Origin of the sequence: Acinetobacter sp. SFA (assembly GCF_001647535.1) — a bacterium.
GTDB classification, from domain to species: Bacteria; Pseudomonadota; Gammaproteobacteria; order Pseudomonadales; family Moraxellaceae; genus Acinetobacter; species Acinetobacter pecorum.
The window spans coordinates 107,557-129,369 of record NZ_LSZI01000021.1 but is presented as its reverse complement, the minus strand read 5'-3'; the positions used below and the strand labels follow the sequence as shown (position 1 = coordinate 129,369).

20 protein-coding genes are annotated in these 21,813 nt (G+C 42.9%); 15 read left to right on the top strand and 5 right to left on the bottom strand.

Annotated features, from left to right (window positions below; translation table 11 throughout):
- Positions 1–192 precede the first annotated feature (192 nt).
- From AY607_RS13695 to AY607_RS13665, 7 genes are all read left to right on the top strand, one after another.
- The gene (locus AY607_RS13695) at positions 193–1,596 is read left to right on the top strand and encodes an amino acid permease (RefSeq protein WP_064102829.1); all 1,404 of its coding nucleotides are present in this window, start codon (positions 193–195) and stop codon (positions 1,594–1,596) included.
- A gap of 132 nt (positions 1,597–1,728) precedes the next feature.
- Positions 1,729–1,962, top strand: coding sequence for an LPS translocon maturation chaperone LptM (gene lptM / locus AY607_RS13690; RefSeq protein WP_064096473.1), 234 nt, complete (start codon positions 1,729–1,731; stop codon positions 1,960–1,962).
- A gap of 24 nt (positions 1,963–1,986) precedes the next feature.
- Positions 1,987–3,231, top strand: a complete 1,245-nt coding sequence (gene lysA, locus AY607_RS13685; protein WP_064102828.1) for a diaminopimelate decarboxylase — start codon at positions 1,987–1,989, stop codon at positions 3,229–3,231.
- Between the two features lie 13 nt (positions 3,232–3,244).
- Positions 3,245–4,090: a diaminopimelate epimerase gene (gene dapF / locus AY607_RS13680; protein ID WP_064102827.1), complete on the top strand. Its 846-nt coding sequence runs from the start codon at positions 3,245–3,247 to the stop codon at positions 4,088–4,090.
- A gap of 87 nt (positions 4,091–4,177) precedes the next feature.
- Positions 4,178–4,783, top strand: coding sequence for an alpha/beta fold hydrolase (locus tag AY607_RS13675; protein WP_064102826.1), 606 nt, complete (start codon positions 4,178–4,180; stop codon positions 4,781–4,783).
- Positions 4,784–5,719, top strand: coding sequence for a site-specific tyrosine recombinase/integron integrase (xerA, locus tag AY607_RS13670; protein ID WP_064102825.1), 936 nt, complete (start codon positions 4,784–4,786; stop codon positions 5,717–5,719).
- A 231-nt stretch (positions 5,720–5,950) separates the two neighbouring features.
- Entirely contained in the window at positions 5,951–6,334 is a 384-nt protein-coding gene (locus AY607_RS13665) for a hypothetical protein (RefSeq protein WP_064096288.1), read from the top strand.
- Between the two features lie 223 nt (positions 6,335–6,557).
- On the opposite strand, the gene AY607_RS13660 is transcribed toward AY607_RS13665, so the two are convergent.
- On the bottom strand, positions 6,558–7,052 hold the full coding sequence (locus AY607_RS13660; protein ID WP_064096287.1) for an Lrp/AsnC family transcriptional regulator: 495 nt from the start codon (positions 7,050–7,052) through the stop codon (positions 6,558–6,560).
- Positions 7,053–7,164: 112 nt separating this feature from the next.
- On the opposite strand from AY607_RS13660, the gene AY607_RS13655 reads away from it, so the two are divergent.
- The 7 genes from AY607_RS13655 (at position 7,165) to AY607_RS13625 (ending at position 15,272) form a co-directional block, all read left to right on the top strand.
- Entirely contained in the window at positions 7,165–7,770 is a 606-nt protein-coding gene (locus tag AY607_RS13655; RefSeq protein WP_064096286.1) for a LysE family translocator, read from the top strand.
- A gap of 521 nt (positions 7,771–8,291) precedes the next feature.
- Entirely contained in the window at positions 8,292–9,044 is a 753-nt protein-coding gene (locus AY607_RS13650) for an electron transfer flavoprotein subunit beta/FixA family protein (RefSeq protein ID WP_064096285.1), read from the top strand.
- Positions 9,045–9,062: 18 nt separating this feature from the next.
- Complete coding sequence (locus AY607_RS13645) at positions 9,063–9,995, top strand: FAD-binding protein (protein WP_064096284.1); 933 nt, start codon at positions 9,063–9,065, stop codon at positions 9,993–9,995.
- Between the two features lie 141 nt (positions 9,996–10,136).
- Positions 10,137–10,502, top strand: a complete 366-nt coding sequence (locus AY607_RS13640; protein WP_064102824.1) for a hypothetical protein — start codon at positions 10,137–10,139, stop codon at positions 10,500–10,502.
- A gap of 312 nt (positions 10,503–10,814) precedes the next feature.
- Complete coding sequence (locus tag AY607_RS13635) at positions 10,815–11,474, top strand: hypothetical protein (RefSeq protein ID WP_064102823.1); 660 nt, start codon at positions 10,815–10,817, stop codon at positions 11,472–11,474.
- 322 nt (positions 11,475–11,796) lie between these two features.
- Complete coding sequence (gyrA, locus tag AY607_RS13630; protein ID WP_064102822.1) at positions 11,797–14,778, top strand: DNA gyrase subunit A; 2,982 nt, start codon at positions 11,797–11,799, stop codon at positions 14,776–14,778.
- Between the two features lie 68 nt (positions 14,779–14,846).
- Positions 14,847–15,272, top strand: coding sequence for a hypothetical protein (locus tag AY607_RS13625; protein ID WP_064102821.1), 426 nt, complete (start codon positions 14,847–14,849; stop codon positions 15,270–15,272).
- A 29-nt stretch (positions 15,273–15,301) separates the two neighbouring features.
- Here the strand turns inward: AY607_RS13625 and AY607_RS13620 are convergent, their stop codons facing one another.
- From AY607_RS13620 to AY607_RS13605, 4 genes are read right to left on the bottom strand one after another with little or no spacing between them, the layout of a single operon-like run.
- Positions 15,302–16,399 (bottom strand): ABC transporter permease, encoded by a 1,098-nt coding sequence (locus AY607_RS13620; protein ID WP_064102820.1) that lies wholly within the window; start codon positions 16,397–16,399, stop codon positions 15,302–15,304.
- A complete protein-coding gene (locus AY607_RS13615) occupies positions 16,396–17,526 on the bottom strand; it encodes an ABC transporter permease (RefSeq protein ID WP_064102819.1) in 1,131 nt (376 codons plus the stop codon). The genes AY607_RS13620 and AY607_RS13615 overlap by 4 nt, the downstream gene beginning before the upstream one ends.
- Positions 17,526–18,656, bottom strand: coding sequence for an HlyD family secretion protein (locus tag AY607_RS13610; protein WP_064102818.1), 1,131 nt, complete (start codon positions 18,654–18,656; stop codon positions 17,526–17,528). Before AY607_RS13610 ends, AY607_RS13615 begins: the two co-directional genes overlap by 1 nt.
- A gap of 11 nt (positions 18,657–18,667) precedes the next feature.
- Complete coding sequence (locus AY607_RS13605; RefSeq protein WP_064102817.1) at positions 18,668–20,152, bottom strand: TolC family protein; 1,485 nt, start codon at positions 20,150–20,152, stop codon at positions 18,668–18,670.
- Between the two features lie 526 nt (positions 20,153–20,678).
- Here AY607_RS13605 and serC point away from each other — a divergent pair.
- Positions 20,679–21,758, top strand: coding sequence for a 3-phosphoserine/phosphohydroxythreonine transaminase (gene serC / locus AY607_RS13600; protein ID WP_064096276.1), 1,080 nt, complete (start codon positions 20,679–20,681; stop codon positions 21,756–21,758).
- Positions 21,759–21,813 lie beyond the last annotated feature (55 nt).

Below are 21,813 nucleotides of genomic sequence, written 5' to 3'. Positions count from 1 at the left end.
AGGGGTTTGACAAGAAATTACTGAAATCTTGCAGGTCAAAAATAAGGCAGAAATGTGTTTGGAGAGCGATATAAGAAAAATAAATTAACTTCTTCAATTAATCAGGAAATACAAATGATGTGATTTTTATTTTTGTATTCAGCATTTTTTACGTTAATTTGTCGCAAGTAAAATTCGAAGTTGTAATTAATAATGTCAGAAAACTATAACAATTCGTCGGCGGAGCACGATGAATTAAAGCGGAGTCTATCCAACCGGCACCTACAGCTAATTGCCATTGGGGGTGCCATCGGAACCGGCCTGTTTATGGGATCGGGTAAAACCATCAGTCTCGCAGGACCTTCGATTCTGGTGATCTATATGATCATCGGTTTTATGGTCTTTCTGGTGATGCGTGCACTGGGCGAACTGTTACTTTCCAACTTGCAATATAAATCATTTATTGATTTTGCCACGGATCTGATTGGGCCTTGGGCCGGATACTTTGTTGGCTGGACCTACTGGCTGTGCTGGATCACCATCGGGATCGCAGATCTGTCCGCCATCATTTACTATCTGCAATTCTTCAATAATGGCTTGCCCTTTAGTCCTGAAGAGGGGGTAATGATCAGTATTGCCTCGATTGTGTTTATCATAGGCTTGAATCTGGTTACGGTAAAACTGTTTGGTGAAATGGAATTCTGGTTTGCCCTGGTCAAGATTATTGCCATTGTGGTGCTGATTGCCGTCGGCCTCTGGATGATCTTTACAGGATTCACTTCTGATGCTGGAACGGTCGCTTCATTTAGTCATATCTGGGATCATGGCGGGATATTCCCTACAGGTGCCATGGGCTTCCTTGCCGGTTTCCAGATTGCCATCTTTGCCTTTGTCGGGGTGGAGCTGGTGGGGACTACTGCGGCTGAAACCAAAGATCCAGAAAAGAACCTGCCAAAAGCGGTGAATTCTATTCCGATCCGTATCATTATTTTCTATGTTTTGGCATTGCTGATTGTGATGTCAGTGACACCCTGGAACCAGATTGACCCGAATGTTTCGCCCTTTGTAAACCTGTTCAGTCAGGCTGGCATTGCAGCGGCTGCGATTATCATGAATCTGGTGGTGTTGTCCTCGGTAATGTCATCAATGAACAGTGGCGTATTCTCGACCAGTCGTATGCTGTTTGGCCTGTCACGTGAAAAGCAGGCACCGGTGGCTTTTGGTCGCCTGAACCGTCGTGCGGTCCCTGCCAACGCCCTGTATTTCTCAGCGGTATGTTTGTTGCTGGGAGCAGCACTGCAGTATTTTGTTCCAAATACTGTCCGGGCATTTACCTTGGCCACGACTTTGTCCACGATTCTGTTTATCTGTGTCTGGATCATTATTATCTGGAGCTATATCGTGTATTACAAAACACGTCCGGAACTGCATGCCAAATCAACCTTTAAGTTGCCGGGCGGTCTGGTGACATGCTGGATGGTAATTATCTTCTTTCTCAGCATGATTGTGGTCTTGGCGCTGGAAGAAGATACCCGCCAGGCCCTAATGGTCAGCCCGATCTGGTTTATTTTGCTAGTCATTGGCTATTTTGGCTTCTATAAACAGAAACATAAATAAACCTTATCAATAAAAACGTCAGCGATCTGCTGGCGTTTTTTTTTGTCTAAAGATACTCTCTAGCGTTTAACGCTTGGGTCATGCCGAATGATCGCGTTATACTTCATCGAAACTATTACATTAGGTGGTCAGATGCGCCAAGTCATTTGCTACATCAGTATCTTAGCGACAGGTCTCGTTCTTGCAGGTTGTGGACAGTCAGGTGCTTTGCACTTGCCAAATGATCCGAATTACGACAAGCGGGCCAAGTATCTGTTATACAAAAATACTGAAAATGAGTCCAAAGCGTCCGATGAAGAACGCGAGATACCCATGCCACAACAGTTTGCTGCGCCTGCCGATTCAGACGTTAAAACCACACCATAACGCTTTCACAGAAAGGATACCTTCATGAGTTTCACCCGCATTAATGGGGTATTGCACGCTGAGCAATGTTCATTACAACAGCTCGCGGAGCAATTTGGCACACCACTCTACGTTTATTCCAAAGCCACTCTGGAAAAACATTTTTTAGATATGGACCGTGCTTTTAACTTTATCGATCATCAAATCTGTTTTGCGGTAAAGTCCAACTCTAATCTTGCGGTATTGAATGTATTGGCAAAGCAAGGTGCAGGTTTTGATATTGTGACCGGTGGTGAATTGGCCCGTGTGCTAAAAGCCGGTGGTGATGCATCGAAAATTGTATTCTCCGGTTTGGGTAAAACTGAAGCAGATATCAAAAAAGCTTTGGAAGTCGGGATTGCGTGTTTCAACGTGGAATCCTATGCCGAGCTGGATCGTATTCAAAAGGTGGCGGCTGAATTGAATGTCAAAGCACCGATTTCATTGCGCGTGAATCCGGATGTGGATGCCAAAACCCATCCTTATATTTCAACCGGCTTAAAAGAAAATAAATTCGGTATTCCATCGGATAGCGTGTTTGAAACCTATCAATATGCGGCGTCATTGCCAAATCTGGATGTGGTCGGAATTGACTGCCATATCGGTTCACAGCTGACCGAAACCCAGCCATTTGTGGATGCACTGGAGCGGGTGATTGTCATGATTGAGCAGTTAAAAGAGCTGGGCATCCATCTTAAACACATTGATATCGGTGGCGGTCTGGGCGTGACGTATAAAGATGAGACCCCGCCGTCGGTTGAAGAATATGCCAACGCACTGCGTCCAGCTTTAGAAAAACTGGGCTTGAAGGTGTATATGGAGCCGGGACGCAGTATTTCTGCCAATGCGGGGGTGCTACTGACCAAAGTGGATCTGCTGAAGCCAACCAGTCACCGCAACTTCGCGATTATTGATGCAGCGATGAATGACCTGATTCGTCCAGCTTTGTATGAAGCATGGATGGACATTCAACCTGTTAGGCCGCGTACTGATGTCGAAAGCAAAGAATGGGATGTCGTGGGTGCCATCTGTGAAACTGGTGATTTCCTGGGTAAAGAGCGCAAGCTTGCGATCAAGGAAAATGATGTGCTGGCAGTGCTTGGTGCGGGTGCATACGGCTTTGTCATGAGTTCAAACTATAACAGCCGTGGCCGTGCTGCTGAGGTGATGGTCGACGCCGATCAGGCGCATCTGATTCGTGAACGTGAAACGATTGAATCCCTCTGGGAACGTGAGCGTTTATTGCCTTAAGGAGTAAATCAGGATGTTATTAGAATTTACCAAGATGCATGGCTTGGGCAATGACTTTATGGTAGTGGACCTGATCAGCCAGCGTGCTTATCTGGATACCCTGACGATTCAACGCCTGGCCAACCGTCACTTTGGGGTTGGTTTTGATCAGTTATTGATCGTTGAGCCGCCTGATATTCCGAGTGCAGACTTTAAATACCGGATTTTTAATGCTGATGGTTCGGAAGTGGAACAATGTGGCAACGGTGTGCGCTGTTTTGCCAAGTTTGTGCATGATCGGCAGTTGACCGCCAAAACCAAAATCAAGGTACAAACCAAGTCAGGTATTGTAGTACCAGAATTGGGCGCGAATGGCTGGGTGCGTGTGAATATGGGCTATCCAAAATTCCTGCCTCAGGAAATTCCATTTGTGGCTGATGCGCCGGAGAGCCTGTATGACATCGATCTTGCTGGCGGTGAAAAGCTGACGATTGATGTGGTGAATATGGGCAATCCACATGCGGTAACGATTGTACCGGATGTGATTGCTGCCGATGTCGCACGTATTGGTCCGCAGGTCGAGTCGCATGCACGTTTCCCTGCACGGGTCAATGCGGGCTTTATGCAAATTATTGATGATAAACATGCGCGTTTACGTGTGTTTGAGCGTGGTGTAGGCGAGACCTTGGCCTGTGGTACAGGTGCCTGTGCAGCCGCAGTGTCTGGTATGCGCCGTGGTCTGCTGTCGAGCAAAGTCGAAATCGAACTTGCAGGTGGAAAGTTGCAGATTGAGTGGAAAGAAGGTGATGTGGTGTGGATGACCGGTCCAACGGCTACCGTGTATGAAGGTCGTCTGGATTTACGTTACTTCCAGAGCTAGATTTCGTGCCGCTTGAGAAAAAGCACTGTCTGATCGATGGTGCTTTTTTTTATGCTAGGATGGGAAAAACTGTAGAATTTGAATGAGATGAATAAGCTTGTTTTCCTGCCGGGTGCTTCAGGAAGCCAGCACTTTTGGCAGCCATTAAGAGCAGCATTAACCGAATATACAGATCAGCAAGTCATTGCCTATCCAGGCTTTGATGGTGTAGCACCAAATTTAGCTATTCAAAACCTGCATGATCTGCAAGAATTCGTGAAAAAGCAAATTGAAGATGATTCCATTCTAATTGCCCAGTCTATGGGCGGGGTCTTGGCCATTGGGTTGGCACTTAAGCATCCACAGAAAGTCAAAGGGTTGGTATTGTTGGCGACATCTGGTGGTCTGAATTTAAAAACATTTCATTGTGCAGACTGGCGAACAGATTATCGTGAACTGTTTAAAACAGCGCCGGACTGGTTTGAAGAAGACCAAACTGAATTTAGCCGCCTTCAGCTCGCAAGTCTGGACGTTCCGATCTTGCTGATCTGGGGCGATCATGATCCTTTAAGCACTGTTCAGCTTGGACAATACTTGGCAGGAATTTTTAAAAATGCAAAATTGCATATTATTAAAGGTGGAGATCATTTCTTTGCCAGCACTCATGCAAATCAGGTTGCAATGCTGATTCAAGATTATCTGGAGCAACTCTAAATGGAGCAAGCAGTGATTGTCCCACCTCAACTCTTGCTTAACATGTGGCTGAAAGAACGTGAAATTCAAAACCAGTCCAAACATACCTTGCAAGCTTATGAGCGTGATGTCTCGGATTTTTTAGAGTTTTGCCAGCGTGAACAGCTCAATTTAAACGATGTGGAAGCCACCGATTTACGCCAGTTTCTGGCTGAGAAAGTCGAACAGCATCAACTGAGTCCCAGCAGCATGCAACGTATGCTTTCAGCCATTCGCCAGTTTATGAAATGGGCCGAGCAGGCTCAGCATATGGCTTTTAATCCTGCGGATGATTTTCAGTTAAAACGTCAATCGCGCCCTTTGCCGGGCATGGTGGATATTGAAACCGTTAACCAGATTATTGATCAGCCTGCGCCTGACAATGAAATACAGCAGCAAATGTGGCTCCGGGACAAAGCGATGTTAGAGTTGCTTTATTCCAGTGGGCTGCGTCTGGCAGAACTGCAAAGCCTGAGAATTAAAGATATTGATTTCAACCGGCAATTATTACGTATTACTGGTAAAGGCAATAAAACCCGGATTGTGCCTTTTGGCTCCAAGGCCAAAGACAGCGTGATGGCCTGGTTGCAAGTCTATCCCTTATGGAATGGTGATTTTGTGCCCGAGGCGAATGTATTTATTACCCAGAAAGGCAATCCGCTTGGTGCAAGACAGATTGAAAACCGGGTTAAATTTCAGGCGCAGCGTGCAGGCGTCAATGTAGATTTACATCCGCATTTGTTAAGACATTGTTTTGCGAGTCACATGTTATCCAATAGCCGGGACTTACGCGCCGTGCAGGAAATGCTGGGACACAGTAATTTAACCACTACGCAAATTTATACCCATGTCGATTTTGATCATCTGGCTCAAATTTATGATCAGGCTCATCCGCGTGCGCAACATAAAGAAGATTGATCATATGCCAGGTTTTAAGGAATAGAGATCATAAAAAATGTATTTTTGGCATAAAACTTTCATATATAAACCTTAAAATGGAATTCAACTGAACATTGGCGTTGGGATTGGCATTTCACTATTGTCTTATTCGTTAAATGCGCCATTTCAGGTATAACAATAAATACTATTTAATATTTAAAATGAAATATTACTGAGCAGAGTCTCAGTATTTGACCGATGGGAGGCAATATGGACACACTGGTAATTGCGGACATAGAACAAAAATATGCACAGTTAAGTGAGGCTCAAAAAGAAATGTTTGCCGGTTATGGTTTGCGGCAAATCAAGCATTTTGTGGACATTAGCTTACCCAATCTTGAAGCGACTTTGCCTGAAGGTGCCATTATTCAAGGCATTAATGCCGATGGTAAAGTTCAGGCATTTAACGCGAGCACCGGACAATACTATTTATGGATTTCTGACCTGCAATGGCAATTGTCGAATCGTGCGACACAGGCAGTCGACTTAAAAGAAGATGCAGTTGCGATTTGGCAAATTTTTGAGTTGGCAAACTATGAACTGGTGGATTTAAGCCATGTACATCGTGATTTTTTGGCACAAGAAACTCATTAAATGTTCCTACAGCTACCATAATATAAAAAATTAAGACTCGGGCTGTATTCTGGTTTTGCTCAAGAGGAGAGGGTTGTCTTTAAGCATATCAGCACAGGCAACCTCACTTTTATCTTTTAATAAAACTTGCAGCTTAGTTAATTTCAATCCAGCTTCGGATTGAAGATACTGTTCAGAATTAAAATTAAACCTATGCCAGCGTCGCTACTTGTAATTAATTCTTTTATAAATCTTCTAAAGGCAGCTGGAAACTCTGTTTGATAATCTGGCTGGGTAAATCCGTTTTGACACTGGTAATGCCATTTTTTTTGGTCAGATGAGTCGACTGAAATTTCCGGTAACTTTCCAGATCAGGCACCACGACTTTCAGCATCGCATCACTTTCCCCCAGAATAATGTAGCACTCCATCACCTGCGGCAGTTCTTTCATTGCTTCAATAAAGGTGTCGATGGTTTCGGCATCCTGACCGACCAGCCAGATGCGCGAAAATAGGATCAACTGAAACCCAATTTTTTGTTGATCAACGATAGTAGTGTAATTCTGAATGACACCTGCATCTTCCAGTAATTTTACCCGGCGCAAACAGGATGATGGTGAAAGTCCGATTTCCCGTGCCAGATCATTATTCTGAATACGGCCGTTGGCTTGTAAGTAACGAATGATATTTTTATCAATCCGATCAAGTTTTACCCGCACAGACTTTGTGGATATTTTCATAAATTAGAATAATATTCGAAAAATAAAACTTATTATAGAATAAAAAGAAAGCCAATTTTATAAAAAATCACAGATACTTATTGCATTTTCTGGAGTTTGAAAGGAAAAGGAAATGTCTGTATTTGCACTTTTTGCACTGACCGTGCTTCCCCTGATTTTTACGCCTGGACCCGATATGTTGTTTATCCTGTCTCAAGTGATGGGTAAAGATGCAAAAGCAGGCATGATGGCAACCGTAGGAGTGTGTTGCGGTTATCTGGTACATTCGATCCTGGTAGCGCTAGGTATTGCAGCCATCATTGTTTCTTTTCCGGTACTGTTTGAAACCATTCGCTGGCTCGGGATCGCGTATCTGTTGTATCTGGCTTTTGGTTTGCTCAAATCGGTATTCAGTAAAAATGCGCTGAATATTGAGAAAAAAACTTCGCCCAATCCGATTCAAAAAGGATTTTTTACTGCCCTGTTAAATCCAAAAGGTATGCTGATCTATTTTGCAATTTTACCGCAGTTTATTGATAAATCAGCCAATACAGTGAGCCAGGGTTTGATTCTTTCTTTTATTTTTATCAGTCTTATTTTTGTGGTGTATTGTGGCTTAAGTATTCTATTCAGCAAAATCAGCCAGAAAACTCAAATAGATGAACGTAAACAAAAATGGGTGGATGGAACTTCGGGTGGTTTACTGGCACTTGCCGCAAGCTGGCTCATCATCAATTAATCGGATCCCGAAAAAGTATACTGTTCGCAGTATGCTTTTTTATGATTGAGAAAATTTGAAAAGAAGTAATTACTTTGTCAGAGTCGGATGAATGTACTGGTTTATTATTTATTCAATTTGTCTATATATTGAGTTTAATTCGCTCTCAATATGATTTCTGTCTAAAATGACAAAAGCTGACATATCTATATTTCGTCTATTTTGCTTCAAGCGGCTTTAAATCAATTTAAATTTAAAGTCATCAATCAAAACTTCTGATGTGATTAATCAGATAAAAAAATAATATAAATCAATGGTTAAAATTTAAGTAAATATTGATAAATTTCATTGTAATAAAACGATAACAATTAATTGTGAACGCATCGTTCAGGGAAAATTACGCATTTTTACAGCTCTTTGTTGAATTGTGACTTGACCGAAATGCCGTACACATTGCAAGATAGGGCACCTAAAAAAATTTAAGTGAAGAGTTACACTAACTTTTCTCAACATTTACATTTGCTAAAACAGCCGAGGATTACATGAAGGCTCTTGTTGCTGTAAAACGTGTGGTTGATGCCAACGTTAAAGTTCGTGTTAAACCGGACAACAGTGGTGTTGACTTAACTAACGTTAAAATGTCAATTAATCCATTCTGTGAAATCGCAGTGGAAGAAGCGGTTCGTTTAAAAGAAAAAGGAACTGTTTCAGAAATCATTGTTGTTTCTATTGGTCCTAAAGAAGCCCAAGAACAAATCCGTTCTGCAATGGCGCTTGGTGCTGACCGCGGTATTCTGGTTGAAGCTGATGACAGCCAACTAGGTGCGCTGGAAGTCGCTAAAATTCTGAAAGGTGTTGTTGATGCTGAACAACCACAATTGATCCTTCTAGGCAAGCAAGCGATTGATGACGACTCTAATCAGGTTGGTCAGATGCTAGGTGCTTTATTGGGTGCAGGTCAGGGTACATTCGCTTCTGAAGTGAAAGTAGACGGCGATAAAGTACAAGTAACACGTGAAATTGACGGTGGTTTACAAACTGTTGAACTGACACTTCCTGCAATCATTACCACTGACTTGCGTTTGAACGAGCCACGTTATGCGGCACTTCCAAACATCATGAAAGCGCGTAAAAAACCGCTTGATACCAAGTCACCTGCAGATTTCGGTGTAACCACTACAACTAAACTGAAAACAGTAAAAGTTGAATCTCCTGCAGAGCGTAAAGCTGGCGTACAAGTGAAGTCTGTAGACGAACTTGTAGAAAAATTGAAAAACGAAGCGAAAGTGATCTAATACAGAAGGATAAAAATCATGAGTATTTTAGTTATCGCTGAGCACGACAACAAAGCATTAAACGCTGCTACTTTAAACGTTGTTGCTGCGGCGCAAAAAATCGGTGGTGATATCACTGTATTGGTGGCTGGTTCTGGCGCTCAGGCAGTTGCTGACCAGGCGGCTAAAGTTGCAGGCGTAAGCAAAGTATTGCTTGCTGATGATGCGGCTTACGCAAACCAGTTAGCGGAAAACGTAGCAAAACTGATTGCAGAATTGGGCAAAGATTATAGCCATATCCTTGCTGCTTCTACCACGACTGGTAAAAACATTTTGCCGCGTGCTGCTGCGCTTCTTGATGTAAGCATGATTACTGACATCATTGCGGTAGATGGTCCTAAGACTTTTAAACGCCCAATCTATGCCGGTAATGCGATTGCGACTGTAGAATCAGGCGAAAACATCGTATTGGCGACTGTTCGTGGTACGGCATTTGATGCTGTAGCTGCTGAAGGTGGTTCTGCTGCGGTTGAAGCTATTGCTTCTACTGGTGATGCCGGTATTTCTAAGTTTATTAACGAAGAAATCGTAAAATCTGAACGTCCTGAACTGACAGCTGCACGTATTGTCGTTTCTGGTGGTCGTGGTGTAGGTTCTGGCGAAAACTATCACAAAATCCTTGATCCGCTAGCTGACAAGCTTGGTGCTGCTCAAGGCGCGTCACGTGCTGCAGTAGATGCCGGCTTCGTACCAAACGATATGCAAGTGGGTCAAACTGGTAAAATCGTTGCACCTGACCTGTACATCGCTGTAGGTATTTCTGGTGCGATTCAGCATTTGGCTGGTATGAAAGAGTCTAAAGTGATCGTTGCAATCAACAAAGATGAAGAAGCGCCAATTAATGCAGTTGCTGACTACTGGTTAGTAGGTGACTTGAATGCTGTTATTCCTGAATTGGTTTCTAAAATCTAATTCCTGAATCAGGTTCGAAAAACGCCTCTTGGTCTGAGTATCAAGAGGCGTTTTTTATTGTCTATCTTTTCTAAAATATTATTTATGTTGATGGATATATGAGATAAATTAAAATAATAAAAACTTTAAATAAGAAAATAAATGTCAGCCTTACAGCAACCTGAAAAAAATATGATTTTTAATGATCCTTTATTTCAGCATATTTTTACTCTGATTATTGGTTTGATTATCTTTCTCCTAAGTGTGGGGGGCTTGGTCTATTGCATCCAGTCGAGTCTATCTTTGGGTGTAGTCGCTGTTTTTTTAATATGTGGCTGTTTTGCTTATGTCGGGATGCTATTTATGTTGGCAGCATTCGCTGATACTGAAATACTCAATCGAAGGACAGGTTGGCTATTTGAGGGACCTTCAGCTGATCCCATTGGGCTGGTGATGTATATCTTATTTCATAATTACTGTTGGATTAGTCATTGGCGTCATTGCGTTGATTTTAACGTTTATGATTAGATTGGTGATGCCGTTTCAAAAGTATTAAAGCAGCTAGGGTTAAAAATTTATCTATGAAAACCTGGGTTTTTTAAGGTTCACACAGAATACAAGAGGTGGATGCGCCTTAGGGGCTGATTCATCAACAAAGATAAGGAAGCATCCATTCACTGAGTCACTGGTTGAGTTATTAAATAAGTATTCTTAATACTACTCATAGAAAACAATAAAAACAGTTTTTTGACTGGAGAATACTCGGCAGTCGAAACTAGTGTATGTCATTTGGATGAAAAGTGATAAAATCCCGGTTTGATTTTTCTCCTGTTTCTCATCATGTCCTTTTCTAAAACCGCACATATCTTGTTCATTAGTTTCCTGCTGATCGCGCTTTATCTGGGGATCTGTATTCATACTGCCCTGAATGCACCGATTCCGGTGACCCAGTATTTGTTTAGTGAATCAGGTGCTTTTGAAGTCATGAGCCCATGGCTTTGGTACTTGCTGGCAGTGCTATGTTTGCTGAATGCTGAAATCAAGCCTGATACCCGGGTGTTTGCAGCTTTAGCGGCAGTATTGCTGGGGTTGCGGGAAATGGATTTTCACAAGCGCCTGTTCGACATCAGCTTCATCAAAACGAATTTCTATCGCAGTGCTGAAATTCCGCTCATGGATAAGCTGCTTGGATTTATTTTGTTGCTCGGAATTATTTTTGTCTTTCTGGTGCTGGCGAAAAAACTGGTGCAAACCGTACGAAGTATGAAAGATTCCTTAAATATTGCACATTTTTTTATCTTTCTTACCATTGTCTGTGGCGGATTGAGCAAGGTGCTGGATCGTACGACCTCAACCCTGAAAGAAGAGTTTGGAATCGAGTTGCTAAAACATAGTCAAGTCATGATTATGACGATCGAGGAAGGGGTGGAGATGTTGTTGCCAATTCTATTGATTGTTGCAGTTTTAAGCTACCGTAGAGTATTGAATCAGCCTCACTAAAAAACATATAAAAAAACGCTAAAGATACGCTAGTAAATTGGCGTATCTTTTTTTGTATTATTCTATTTTTGCACAATTTAAAGATTAAAAAGAAGCAGATCGGACTGACTGATTTTTGCTTTTTAAATAATAAGAAAATGATCACTAAAATGAAGATAATTAACAAGGTTAAGCCGAATATTTCGACACAAAAATACAAGTGTGTATGCTATAATTTAGGGCTGTATTTTAGTTTTTAACTCAGTCGTTTGAGTTAATGATTTTGCTAGTTTTACGACATATAAATACAAGCCAAAATTGGCTTGTAGAATAAGGAGTATGCATGAGCGTATCGGAAATTAGACCGATTGCCATTGAGGATGAACTTAAAAGCTCATATCTCGATTATGCGATGAGCGTGATTGTGTCACGTGCATTGCCCGATGTACGAGATGGTTTGAAACCTGTTCATCGTCGTGTGCTTTTCGCAATGCACGAATTAGGCAATGACTATAACAAAGCTTATAAAAAGTCTGCACGTGTAGTCGGTGACGTCATCGGTAAATATCACCCGCATGGTGACTCTGCCGTATATGAAACCATTGTACGAATGGCGCAAGATTTCAGCTTGCGTTACCAGTTGGTAGATGGCCAAGGTAACTTTGGCTCAGTCGATGGCGACAGCGCAGCAGCGATGCGTTATACCGAAGTGCGTATGCGTAAACTGACCCACGAACTGTTAGCGGATCTTGAAAAAGATACCGTAGAGTGGGAAGACAACTACGATGGCTCTGAGCGTATTCCTCAGGTCATGCCAACCCGTGTCCCGAACTTGTTGATTAACGGTGTGACCGGTATTGCAGTCGGTATGGCGACCAATATGGCGCCGCATAACATGACTGAAGTGGTGAATGCATGTCTGGCCTATGCCAATGATCCCCAGATCAGTATTGAAGGGTTGATGGAACATATTTCTGGTCCGGATTTCCCGACAGGCGGCATCATTTACGGTAAATCAGGTATCGTCGATGCATACCGTACCGGTAAGGGCCGTTTGCATATCCGTGGGAAGTACCATTTCGAAGAAGACCCGAAGAATGGCCGCACCACGATTGTCTTCACTGAAATTCCGTATCAGGTCAATAAAGCAAAAACCATTGAGCGTATTGCTGAACTGGTCAAAGAGAAAAAGCTCGAAGGCATTTCAGAGCTTCGTGACGAGTCTGACAAAGACGGTATGCGTATCGCGATTGACCTGAAGCGCGGTGAAAACGCCGAAGTGATCGTGAACAACCTGTTCCAGAACACGCAACTTGAAAACTCTTTCAGCATCAACATGGTCTGTCTGGACAATGGCCAGCCGAAGCTGATGAACCTGAAAGACATCATTGCGGCATTTATCCGTCACCGTCAGGAAGTGGTCACCCGTCGTACCATGTACGAATTACGCAAAGCGCGTGAACGTGGTCATATCTTGGAAGGTTTGACAGTTGCACTTGCCAATATCGATCAGATTATTGAAACCATCAAAACATCTGCAAACCCGGCTGAGGCGCGTGAGCGTTTACAAGCGGGCGAGTGGGCAGCAGGTGGTGTAGCAGCTTTACTTGAAAAAGCCGGTGCTGTTTCTGTACGTCCTGACGAAATTGAAGGCGAAGATCCTAGCCGTCCATTCGGTATTGATGGCGATGTATATCGCTTATCGCCGACGCAAGTTAACGCGATTATGGAACTGCGTCTACATCGCTTGACTGGCCTTGAGCAAGATAAACTTCAAGCTGAATATTCTGAAATTCTTGCGCAGATTGCTGAATACACGGCTATCTTGAATGACTTCAACTTATTGATGAACGTGATTCGTGAAGAGCTGGCCTTGATTCTGCAGCAGTATGGCGATGCTCGTAAAACGTCAATTGTCGAGTCACGTATCGATTTCTCTCGTGAAGATCTGATTCCTGAAGAGCAAATGGTGCTGACGGTTTCAAAAACAGGTTATGCAAAAACTCAACCATTGTCTGACTACGCTGCACAGCGTCGTGGTGGCCGTGGCAAGTCTGCAACCAGCATGAAAGAAGATGATTACATCCAGCATATGGTGGTCACTTCGAACCATGCAACCGTGCTTTGCTTCACCAATGTTGGTAAAGTTTATCGCCTGAAAGTCTACGAAGTGCCACAAGCTTCACGTGGTGCCAAAGGTCGCCCAATGGTGAACTTGTTGCCACTAGACGAAAACGAAACGATTACAGCCATCTTGCCTGTGATTGATGCACCGAAGAAATTTAAAGAACGTCTGGCTGACTTCAAGGCATTTGTAAAAGCAAATGCAGCACAATTGCAAAGTAATGAAGTGATCAACAGTCATTTTGCTGCGCTTGAAGCTGCATTGGCTGAATCTGAAGATGGTGCAGATGATATTTCTGATGCACTTCGTGCGCAGCTGAAAGAGTTAGGACAAGCACTTTCAACAACTGAGCTTGATGATGACATCATCAATGAGTTTGTACAGCAGGTGGAAGCTGTACGTAAGAACTTCTATGTGTTTATGGCAACCGAATACGGTACGATTAAACGTGTAGAGCTTGAACAGTTCTCGAATGTTCGTTCAAACGGTTTACGTGCGATTGAACTTAATGGTGATGACACCCTGATTGGTGTGGCGATTACTGATGGCGAACAGCAAATCATGTTGTTCTCAAACGAAGGTAAAGCCATTCGCTTCGCAGAAACGGACGTGCGTTCAATGGGTCGTTCGGCCAAAGGTGTACGTGGTATGCGCGTGACCATTGGTGCAGCAGCACAGCTTGAAGATCAGGACGATAATGACATTGATTCTGATGATGAAGATGGTTCAGATTCAGCAATTGTCAGCCGTATTGTGTCACTGGTAGTTGTGCCTGAAACAGGTGAAGTGCTGTGTGCTTCTGAACATGGTTATGGTAAACGTACCCCAGTAGATGACTTCCCGACCAAAAAACGTGGCGGTAAAGGTGTTATTGCACTAAAAACTTCTGAGCGTAATGGTCAGTTAGTCGGTGCAGTGGCAATTGATGCGACTAAAGAATTGATGCTGATCTCTAATGGCGGTACGCTGGTTCGTACACGTGCGTCAGAGGTTGCGCAAACAGGTCGTAATGCACAAGGTGTTCGTCTGATCCGTTTAGGTAATGACGAATTGCTGGTGGGTGTAGTTTCTATTGAAGCTGTGGAAGAAGACGAGTTTGTTGAAGCGATTGAAGGTGAAGACGCTTTAGTGGCAGAAACAAATTTAGTGACTGAAGCTGAACAGCTTGAAAAAGACGGTGAAAATTCAGTAGAAGAATAATTTTCCTACTGATAAAAAGGGCGCTTCGGCGTCCTTTTTTATAAACCTTGACAAGATAGAGGTAAGCGATGAAAACCAAGTTAATGTTGTTAGCAGCAGCGCTGGCATTGAGTGGCTGTAATTCAATGGAGAATATTCCAAATCCGAGTCCTGAGCAGGAAAAGGCGGCACAGCTGGCTTATGAGGATTTGCGTGACGGGAAGTATGATGAGTTTCTGGATCAACTCGAACCACAATTACAGGCTTATTTTAAGGACAATGAAAAGTTGATGAAACGCTTTTCACGTTCAATTCCTCAAGGTGAATACAAGTCTAAAACCTTAATGACCAAGCAGATTGAAGAAGCGACCAATCAGCCGAGCCAGTATAAGGTCAGCTATGAAATTGCTTATCCGAATAATCTGGTTCAGTATGATGTGAGTTTTGACAAGCCGAATGGCAGCGCCAAGATCCGTAATTTTAATATTCAAGTGTTTGGCGAATCCAATCCTTAAATCTGAACAGGCCTTAATGGTGATGCCGGTCAGTTTTTAGGAAGCTGAATCAGGCGTTGATAGCCCAGCAAGAAACACAAGCTACCGAATACTCCAAGATAAATTAGTTTTGGTACCACTAGTGCGGTAGGAACTCCCATCTGGTTAAGCTGAATGAACATCTGCACAATTTGGGTAGAGGGCAGGATTTCGGCCAGGATTTGCATCCAGACTGGCATAGAAGAGTGGGGCCATGCGATACCCGAGAATAAGAACAGAGGAATTGAAGTAAATACAATCACATGGCCTGCCCGTTCTGGCATATCCAGAAAGCTGGCGAGCAACCAGGTCATACCAATAATACAGTAGATAAATACTGGAACGGCAATGAGCATGCCGATAAAATTACCGCCACGCGGATAATCAAATAACCAGAATGTAAAACCGAATAAATAAAGACAGCCCAGACAACCGATCGTAAAGATTGCCAGACAGATCCCGATAAAAGCATTGCAGTTTAACTCTACTTTTCTTTCCCGGTACATCAAAATCAGCATGCTCAAACCTAATAAAATAGTTTGATGAATAATTAAGGGGGCAACTGCAGGAAATACATAACTGCCATAACCAGACAAAGTATTAAACAGGGGAATCTGATGTACGGAGAGTGCAGGAGAAAATTCCGATATATGTTCAAATTGTGCAATATAGTCGGATAGGGTTTGCTCAACTGAAGCAGCCAGGCCCAGACCAATCTGTTTGGTCGCCAAAAAGTTTGCAGCATTTAAATAGAGACCAATTCCTCCAGATTCACCGTGGAGCACAGCTTCAGATAAATTGCCCGGCAGCAGTAAAATTCCATCTGCCTGTTCAGATTCGACCCATTGCTTGGCTTCCGCGAAATTGCCTGTAATCGCTTTGACGTTGACATTTGGGCTTTCCTGCACTTTTTGGATGATCCGCGTGCTTAAATTGCTTTGTTCTTCATCGACAATAATAATGGGCAAGGATTCTGCAGTCTGAGCCTTATATGCAGTAGGATAAAAAAAACTGTAAAAAAGTACAGAAAGAATCAGGGTGGTAAGAATACTTTCGTGCGAAACAATATCTTTAAAGCTGCGCAGATAATAAGACCAGCAGGATTTCATTGGACTATTCCTTTAGCAACTCTTTTTAAAAAAAGATAGGCTAGCAGGGCAAAGATCACGACAAACATGAGCAGGATAAATAAGGGCTGTAGTGAAATATTAACGGGACTACCCATCACCCACTGTTCGGTCTGTAACCTGGCATAGGAAGTATAGGGAATAATGTGAGCCCAGAAATGGGTAAATAAGGGTGCATTATTTAAGGGAAGGGTTACCCCTGCAAAACTTAAAGATGAGCCACCATATACCGCAATTAAACCGAACGATTTGGTTAAATCCTTGGTCACTAGTACGATAACACTACTCAAGAACGCATAGGCACTATAAAACAGCAACTGCGCCAATAAAATCAGACCAAGAGAGCCAGCTATAAACCAGCCGCGGATCTGAATCAGCCAGAACATCCATATCCAGGTCCATATGCTAAAAATAGCTACATAAACCAGATTTTTCGATAGTAAAGCCATCCAGAGTGACTGATGGCTAATCCAGTCTTGTAAGGTTCGCCGTTTGAGTTCCTGACCCACTGAAAATGCCACGCAACAACAGAGCAGTAAATGTAGAACTGCCGGAATGACAAAAGGTTCTAAATAAAATTCATAGTCAAGATCTGGATTATACAGCGGGGATAGTTTGATCTGGGGGATGGGGAAGTCGAGATAAGGCAGCCGATTTTCCAGATAATGCTTTCCTAAAAAATCAGCTATGGCTTCAATGGTGCTGATCAGCATGGCAGATGAAATAGTATTACCAATACTAAAATAACTCTGATTATAAACAATACTGATGCCCGCATCCTGAGCACGAACCAGACGTTGCTCGGCACCCTGCGGAATATGAATATAGCCCCAAATTTTATTTTTATTTAGCAGAAGTTCAGCTTCTTCAGTTTGTCCAGTGACAAGATCTACTTTAAGTGTCTGATTGACTGAAATATAGGTATTAATATTCTGGCTGAGTGCACTTTGGTCCTGATCAATAATTGCAATAGGTAAATGCTCAGGTTTACCCTGTAGAAACATGCTACTGAATATAATAATGACGAAGGCAGGCGCAAGCGTGACTAGGCAGAGATCCCATTTTTCCCGGAGCAGATAGCGCAGTTCGCGCCCTATCCCCCTCCACATCAGGAACCCTCTTTTAATTTAAACAAGACGCTCATGCCAACTTTAAGTCCAGGTATGGCAGGTACAGGCACAAGATGGACTTTAAAACTTCTGATATCGTATCCACCAGTCTGACGTGTCGTTTTAATGGTCGCAAATTCACCTTCGGCACTGATATTCTGGATTCGGAATTCAGATTTCTTATCCAAGGCTGGAATATAACCTTCAATTGTGGTCATGTGCTGGAATGGTGCATACTGGTCTTCGCGAATATTCAGACTCACACGCATATCATCTTTAATCAGGCTCACCACAGGGACCGCAGTTGCTACCAGCTCCGAGACTTCGCCATAGATTTTGGATACAGTTCCATCGATTGGAGCAAGCAGTTTTGTTTCTGCGACCAGTGAATTGGCTTCTTCCAGTGCAGCCCGGGCAATTTCAACCTGTGCATCCGCAGAGGTTTTCTGTTGCGGAGTGCTGCCCCGGTTAGCGCGTAGATACTGTTGATAGGCTGCTTCGGTCATTTGAGCAGCAGACTGACTGGCAGCATAAAGTTCATCACGCCGTTGACGGGAAATGACGCCTTCTTTAAACAGATTCTCACCACGTTGAAAGGAGACTCTGGCTAAATTCTGTTGGGCTTTCAACGCTTGCCAGTTGGCATACAGGCTGGCGATATTCTCCTCTTGAGAACCCCGATCAACAGTCGACTGTAAGGCCAATGCAGATTGCAGGGCAGCAGCAGCCTGCTGTTTTTTGGTTTCCACTTCCGGGCTATATAAGCGGACAAGAATCTGACCTTTCTTGACCTGCTGGCCTTCCTTTACATAAATTTCTTCAATCCGGCTAGGTACCTTGGTGGCGACCTGTATCGTTTCCGCTTCTACCTGTCCCTGTAATTCAAGTGTCGTCGGGTGATAGCTTTTCCATAGACCAAAGGCAATGATGGCCAGTAAAACAGGTATTGCCGCCAGTAACAGATATTTTATGGGTTTAGAAAGTCCAGAGGATGGTTCATGCTCTGCAGAAGTTGCAGCATTTTTTTCTTCTACCGATTCGGACTCAAGCTGTGAGGTGGAAGGGCTACTTTTATTGTTTGAGGAGACTGAGCCATTCACAGGATCATCTGGTTTTTGATCTTCGTTCATGTCTGTCTCCATTAGCGAATATAGTGGGTATTAGTTTGCTGGATATAATTAGAAAACTCGTTAATCGAGCCATAACTTTGTAAAAGGGTGGCGAGGGACATGACATATTTATAGGCATTCAAGGCAGTTTCTGCTTTTAATCCACTCAATATATTCTGTGCATCAATGACCTGTGTCGCCGTACCCATATCTTCTTTAAAGGATAATTGCTGGATACGTAGATTTTCCTGGGCCGCCTTCATATTTTTTGCCAAAAGCGTATCGCTCTGCTGCGCACTCACTGCTTCACTATAGGATTTGTAAATCAGGTTTTCAATTTCTTGCTGAGTACGTGCAGTGAGCAGTTCAGCAGCATAACGTTTAAGTTCAGCAGCCTGAATGTTTTTGTTTTTATCAATCCCGGAAAACAGGTTATAACGGGCAGCTACCCCTACAATCCAGTTTTCGTTACGATCCAGACTGTATTCTCCAAAAGCAAAGACACTCGGTTTTTTTGCCGCTTCCTGAATTTTTACATTGGTTTGTGCCAATTGAGTATCTAACCGCATTTTTTGAATCAATGGCGAGTTTTGGCTGAAAGTCTTCAGCAAATGATTTAAATCCTGAGATTCGGTCTTATTCACAAATAAAGGCGTGGTCAGTTCAGTCAGATTGCCTTGCTGAAGCAGGTTATTCAGCTGAAATAGACTCGCATTTAGATTGGCCTGAGTATTTTGCTGGGCACGTTCAGCATCATTGCGTGCTACTTCAAACTGCATGCGCTGGCCTTTGCTGATAAAGCCCTGCTGTTGCATTTTTAAGGCATTCTGATAATGCTGCTGCATGGCATTCAGGTTGAATACAGCCGCTGCATGAAGCTGTTTTTGAAGTTGAACATTAAAATAACTCTGAATGAGTTCAAAACGCTGTATATCTTGCTGTTCTTTGTTGTTTAGTACACTACGATTCGCCTGAATGTTGGCAACTTCCTTGGTATTGGCAGTCAGGCCTCCTGTATAAATAGGCATGATGACTGACACGGTAGGGCGAATGACCTGATCTTCAAGGACTACATTGGAGGTGTCCGGAATCAGGCCGACGCCGCTATGAATGGTATTGTTAACTCCTTCCTGAAGAGGGCCGGTAATGTCAGGAGGAAGTATGTTCCCAAGATTACCTTCCCACTGGTTGATCTGCCCCGTGACACCTTGGGACAGTACATTTTCCAGATTGTTTTTAAACTGCTTCAGGGGAATATCCACTTCACTGTGGAAAGCATAGGCACGAACATTGAGATCGACACGAGGCAATCCTAAACCTTTGCTGGCTTCAGCTTCAAGTTGCGAGGCCTGTTCCAGACTTTGATAGGCCTGACTACTATAAGAAGACTGTAATAATTGTTTTTCGGCTTCTTGAAAACTCAAGGCTTGGGCATATAAATTCAGACTCGTACACAACAGTCCTGAAAATAATCCGCACCCCAAAAATAATCTGCTTATATCGTTTATCGTATTCATGAAAGCAAGTTGCCAATTTGAATAAAGTGAAATTTATTTACTGACATTATAAATCAGTGCCTTATAGCTCAGTCAGTGGCATGGTTGTAATATTGTTTATTTTACAGTTGTCTAGGAAAAGTGCAGGTTAGTAGGACCTGAATTAATGTGTTGCTAAACTTTTTAAAATTACCATGATTGATATAAAACGCTCATTACTACTATTTGGCCAGTTTTGCTGAGTTACAGGTTTAACATGCGCAATAGCCAATCTGAAACGATGAACGAAATGATCCATTTTTATCTCACTCATGATTTTCTAATTATTGTGGTTTTATCATAATAGTTTTATTTTTAAACTCAAACATTTAATTAAAATATGCATCATCAGCAGGATTGTTCTTATAAATGGTCAACTTATCTTATGAATCTACATTGTTTTTTTGACTGTAATTACAGTTTTGTATTGAAATAATTTTGTGCAAGACCCTGCCAGATATGGTTAAATGCCATCATTTGATTGTGTTTCACTCTGAAAGGAAAAATCATGCGCGCGTACAACTTCTGTGCTGGTCCTGCTGCATTACCGACTGCCGTACTTGAAAAAGCTCAAGCTGAAATGCTCGACTGGCATGGCAAAGGTCTTTCGATCATGGAAATGAGCCACCGTAGTGCAGACTATGTTGCTGTTGCTGAAAAAGCGGAAGCAGACCTACGTAAACTCATGAATATTCCTGAGAACTACAAAGTATTGTTCTTGCAGGGTGGTGCATCACTACAATTCTCGGCAATTCCATTAAACTTGCTCGGCAAAAATAACAAGGCAGACTATATCGATACTGGTATCTGGTCTGAAAAAGCCTTGAAAGAAGCGCAACGTTATGGCGATATCAATGTTGTAAAAGCCGGTATAAAAACTGATGGCAAACATGCCATCAGCGCACAAAGTGAATGGAACCTGTCTGCAGATGCTGCCTATGTGCACTATGCGGATAACGAAACCATTGGCGGTTTGCAATTCGCATCTATTCCCGAAACAGACAAGCCTCTAGTTTGCGACTATTCATCTAGCATTTTATCTGCACCACTGGACGTATCTAAATTTGGTGTGATTTATGCAGGTGCACAAAAGAATATCGGGCCTGCCGGCTTAACACTTGTAATCATTCGCGAAGATTTACTTGATCAGGCCAAACCTGAAATTCCAAGCATCCTGAGATATGCGGATCAGGCAAAAAACGGTTCAATGGTGAATACGCCATCGACCTATGCATGGTACTTATCGGGGCTGGTATTCGAGTGGCTGCTGGACAATGGCGGTGTAGAAGCCATCCACAAAGTGAACCTTGAAAAAGCTAACTTACTTTATGGTTACATTGATCAAAGTGATTTCTATGCTAATCCAATCGCAAAAGCGAACCGTTCGATCATGAACGTGCCATTTACCTTGGCCAATGCAGAGCTAGAGAAACAGTTCCTGAAAGAAGCCGAAGCACAGCATTTATTGAATCTTGCCGGTCACCGTTCAGTAGGTGGTATGCGTGCCAGTATTTATAACGCTGTTCCACTTGAAGGCGTACAGGCACTGGTGAATTTTATGGATGACTTTGCCAAACGCAATGGTTGATCCATGAAACGGAAAAACCCAGCATATGCTGGGTTTTTTATGAATTGAATTACTT

Bases quoted from the DNA above. Each gene is read 5' to 3' on its own strand.
- AY607_RS13695 (WP_064102829.1), top strand. From the start codon at position 193: ATGTCAGAAAACTATAACAATTCGTCGGCGGAGCACGATGAATTAAAG.
- lptM (WP_064096473.1), top strand. From the start codon at position 1,729: ATGCGCCAAGTCATTTGCTACATCAGTATCTTAGCGACAGGTCTCGTT.
- lysA (WP_064102828.1), top strand. From the start codon at position 1,987: ATGAGTTTCACCCGCATTAATGGGGTATTGCACGCTGAGCAATGTTCA.
- dapF (WP_064102827.1), top strand. From the start codon at position 3,245: ATGTTATTAGAATTTACCAAGATGCATGGCTTGGGCAATGACTTTATG.
- AY607_RS13675 (WP_064102826.1), top strand. From the start codon at position 4,178: ATGAATAAGCTTGTTTTCCTGCCGGGTGCTTCAGGAAGCCAGCACTTT.
- xerA (WP_064102825.1), top strand. From the start codon at position 4,784: ATGGAGCAAGCAGTGATTGTCCCACCTCAACTCTTGCTTAACATGTGG.
- AY607_RS13665 (WP_064096288.1), top strand. From the start codon at position 5,951: ATGGACACACTGGTAATTGCGGACATAGAACAAAAATATGCACAGTTA.
- AY607_RS13660 (WP_064096287.1), bottom strand. From the start codon at position 7,052: ATGAAAATATCCACAAAGTCTGTGCGGGTAAAACTTGATCGGATTGAT.
- AY607_RS13655 (WP_064096286.1), top strand. From the start codon at position 7,165: ATGTCTGTATTTGCACTTTTTGCACTGACCGTGCTTCCCCTGATTTTT.
- AY607_RS13650 (WP_064096285.1), top strand. From the start codon at position 8,292: ATGAAGGCTCTTGTTGCTGTAAAACGTGTGGTTGATGCCAACGTTAAA.
- AY607_RS13645 (WP_064096284.1), top strand. From the start codon at position 9,063: ATGAGTATTTTAGTTATCGCTGAGCACGACAACAAAGCATTAAACGCT.
- AY607_RS13640 (WP_064102824.1), top strand. From the start codon at position 10,137: ATGTCAGCCTTACAGCAACCTGAAAAAAATATGATTTTTAATGATCCT.
- AY607_RS13635 (WP_064102823.1), top strand. From the start codon at position 10,815: ATGTCCTTTTCTAAAACCGCACATATCTTGTTCATTAGTTTCCTGCTG.
- gyrA (WP_064102822.1), top strand. From the start codon at position 11,797: ATGAGCGTATCGGAAATTAGACCGATTGCCATTGAGGATGAACTTAAA.
- AY607_RS13625 (WP_064102821.1), top strand. From the start codon at position 14,847: ATGAAAACCAAGTTAATGTTGTTAGCAGCAGCGCTGGCATTGAGTGGC.
- AY607_RS13620 (WP_064102820.1), bottom strand. From the start codon at position 16,399: ATGAAATCCTGCTGGTCTTATTATCTGCGCAGCTTTAAAGATATTGTT.
- AY607_RS13615 (WP_064102819.1), bottom strand. From the start codon at position 17,526: ATGTGGAGGGGGATAGGGCGCGAACTGCGCTATCTGCTCCGGGAAAAA.
- AY607_RS13610 (WP_064102818.1), bottom strand. From the start codon at position 18,656: ATGAACGAAGATCAAAAACCAGATGATCCTGTGAATGGCTCAGTCTCC.
- AY607_RS13605 (WP_064102817.1), bottom strand. From the start codon at position 20,152: ATGAATACGATAAACGATATAAGCAGATTATTTTTGGGGTGCGGATTA.
- serC (WP_064096276.1), top strand. From the start codon at position 20,679: ATGCGCGCGTACAACTTCTGTGCTGGTCCTGCTGCATTACCGACTGCC.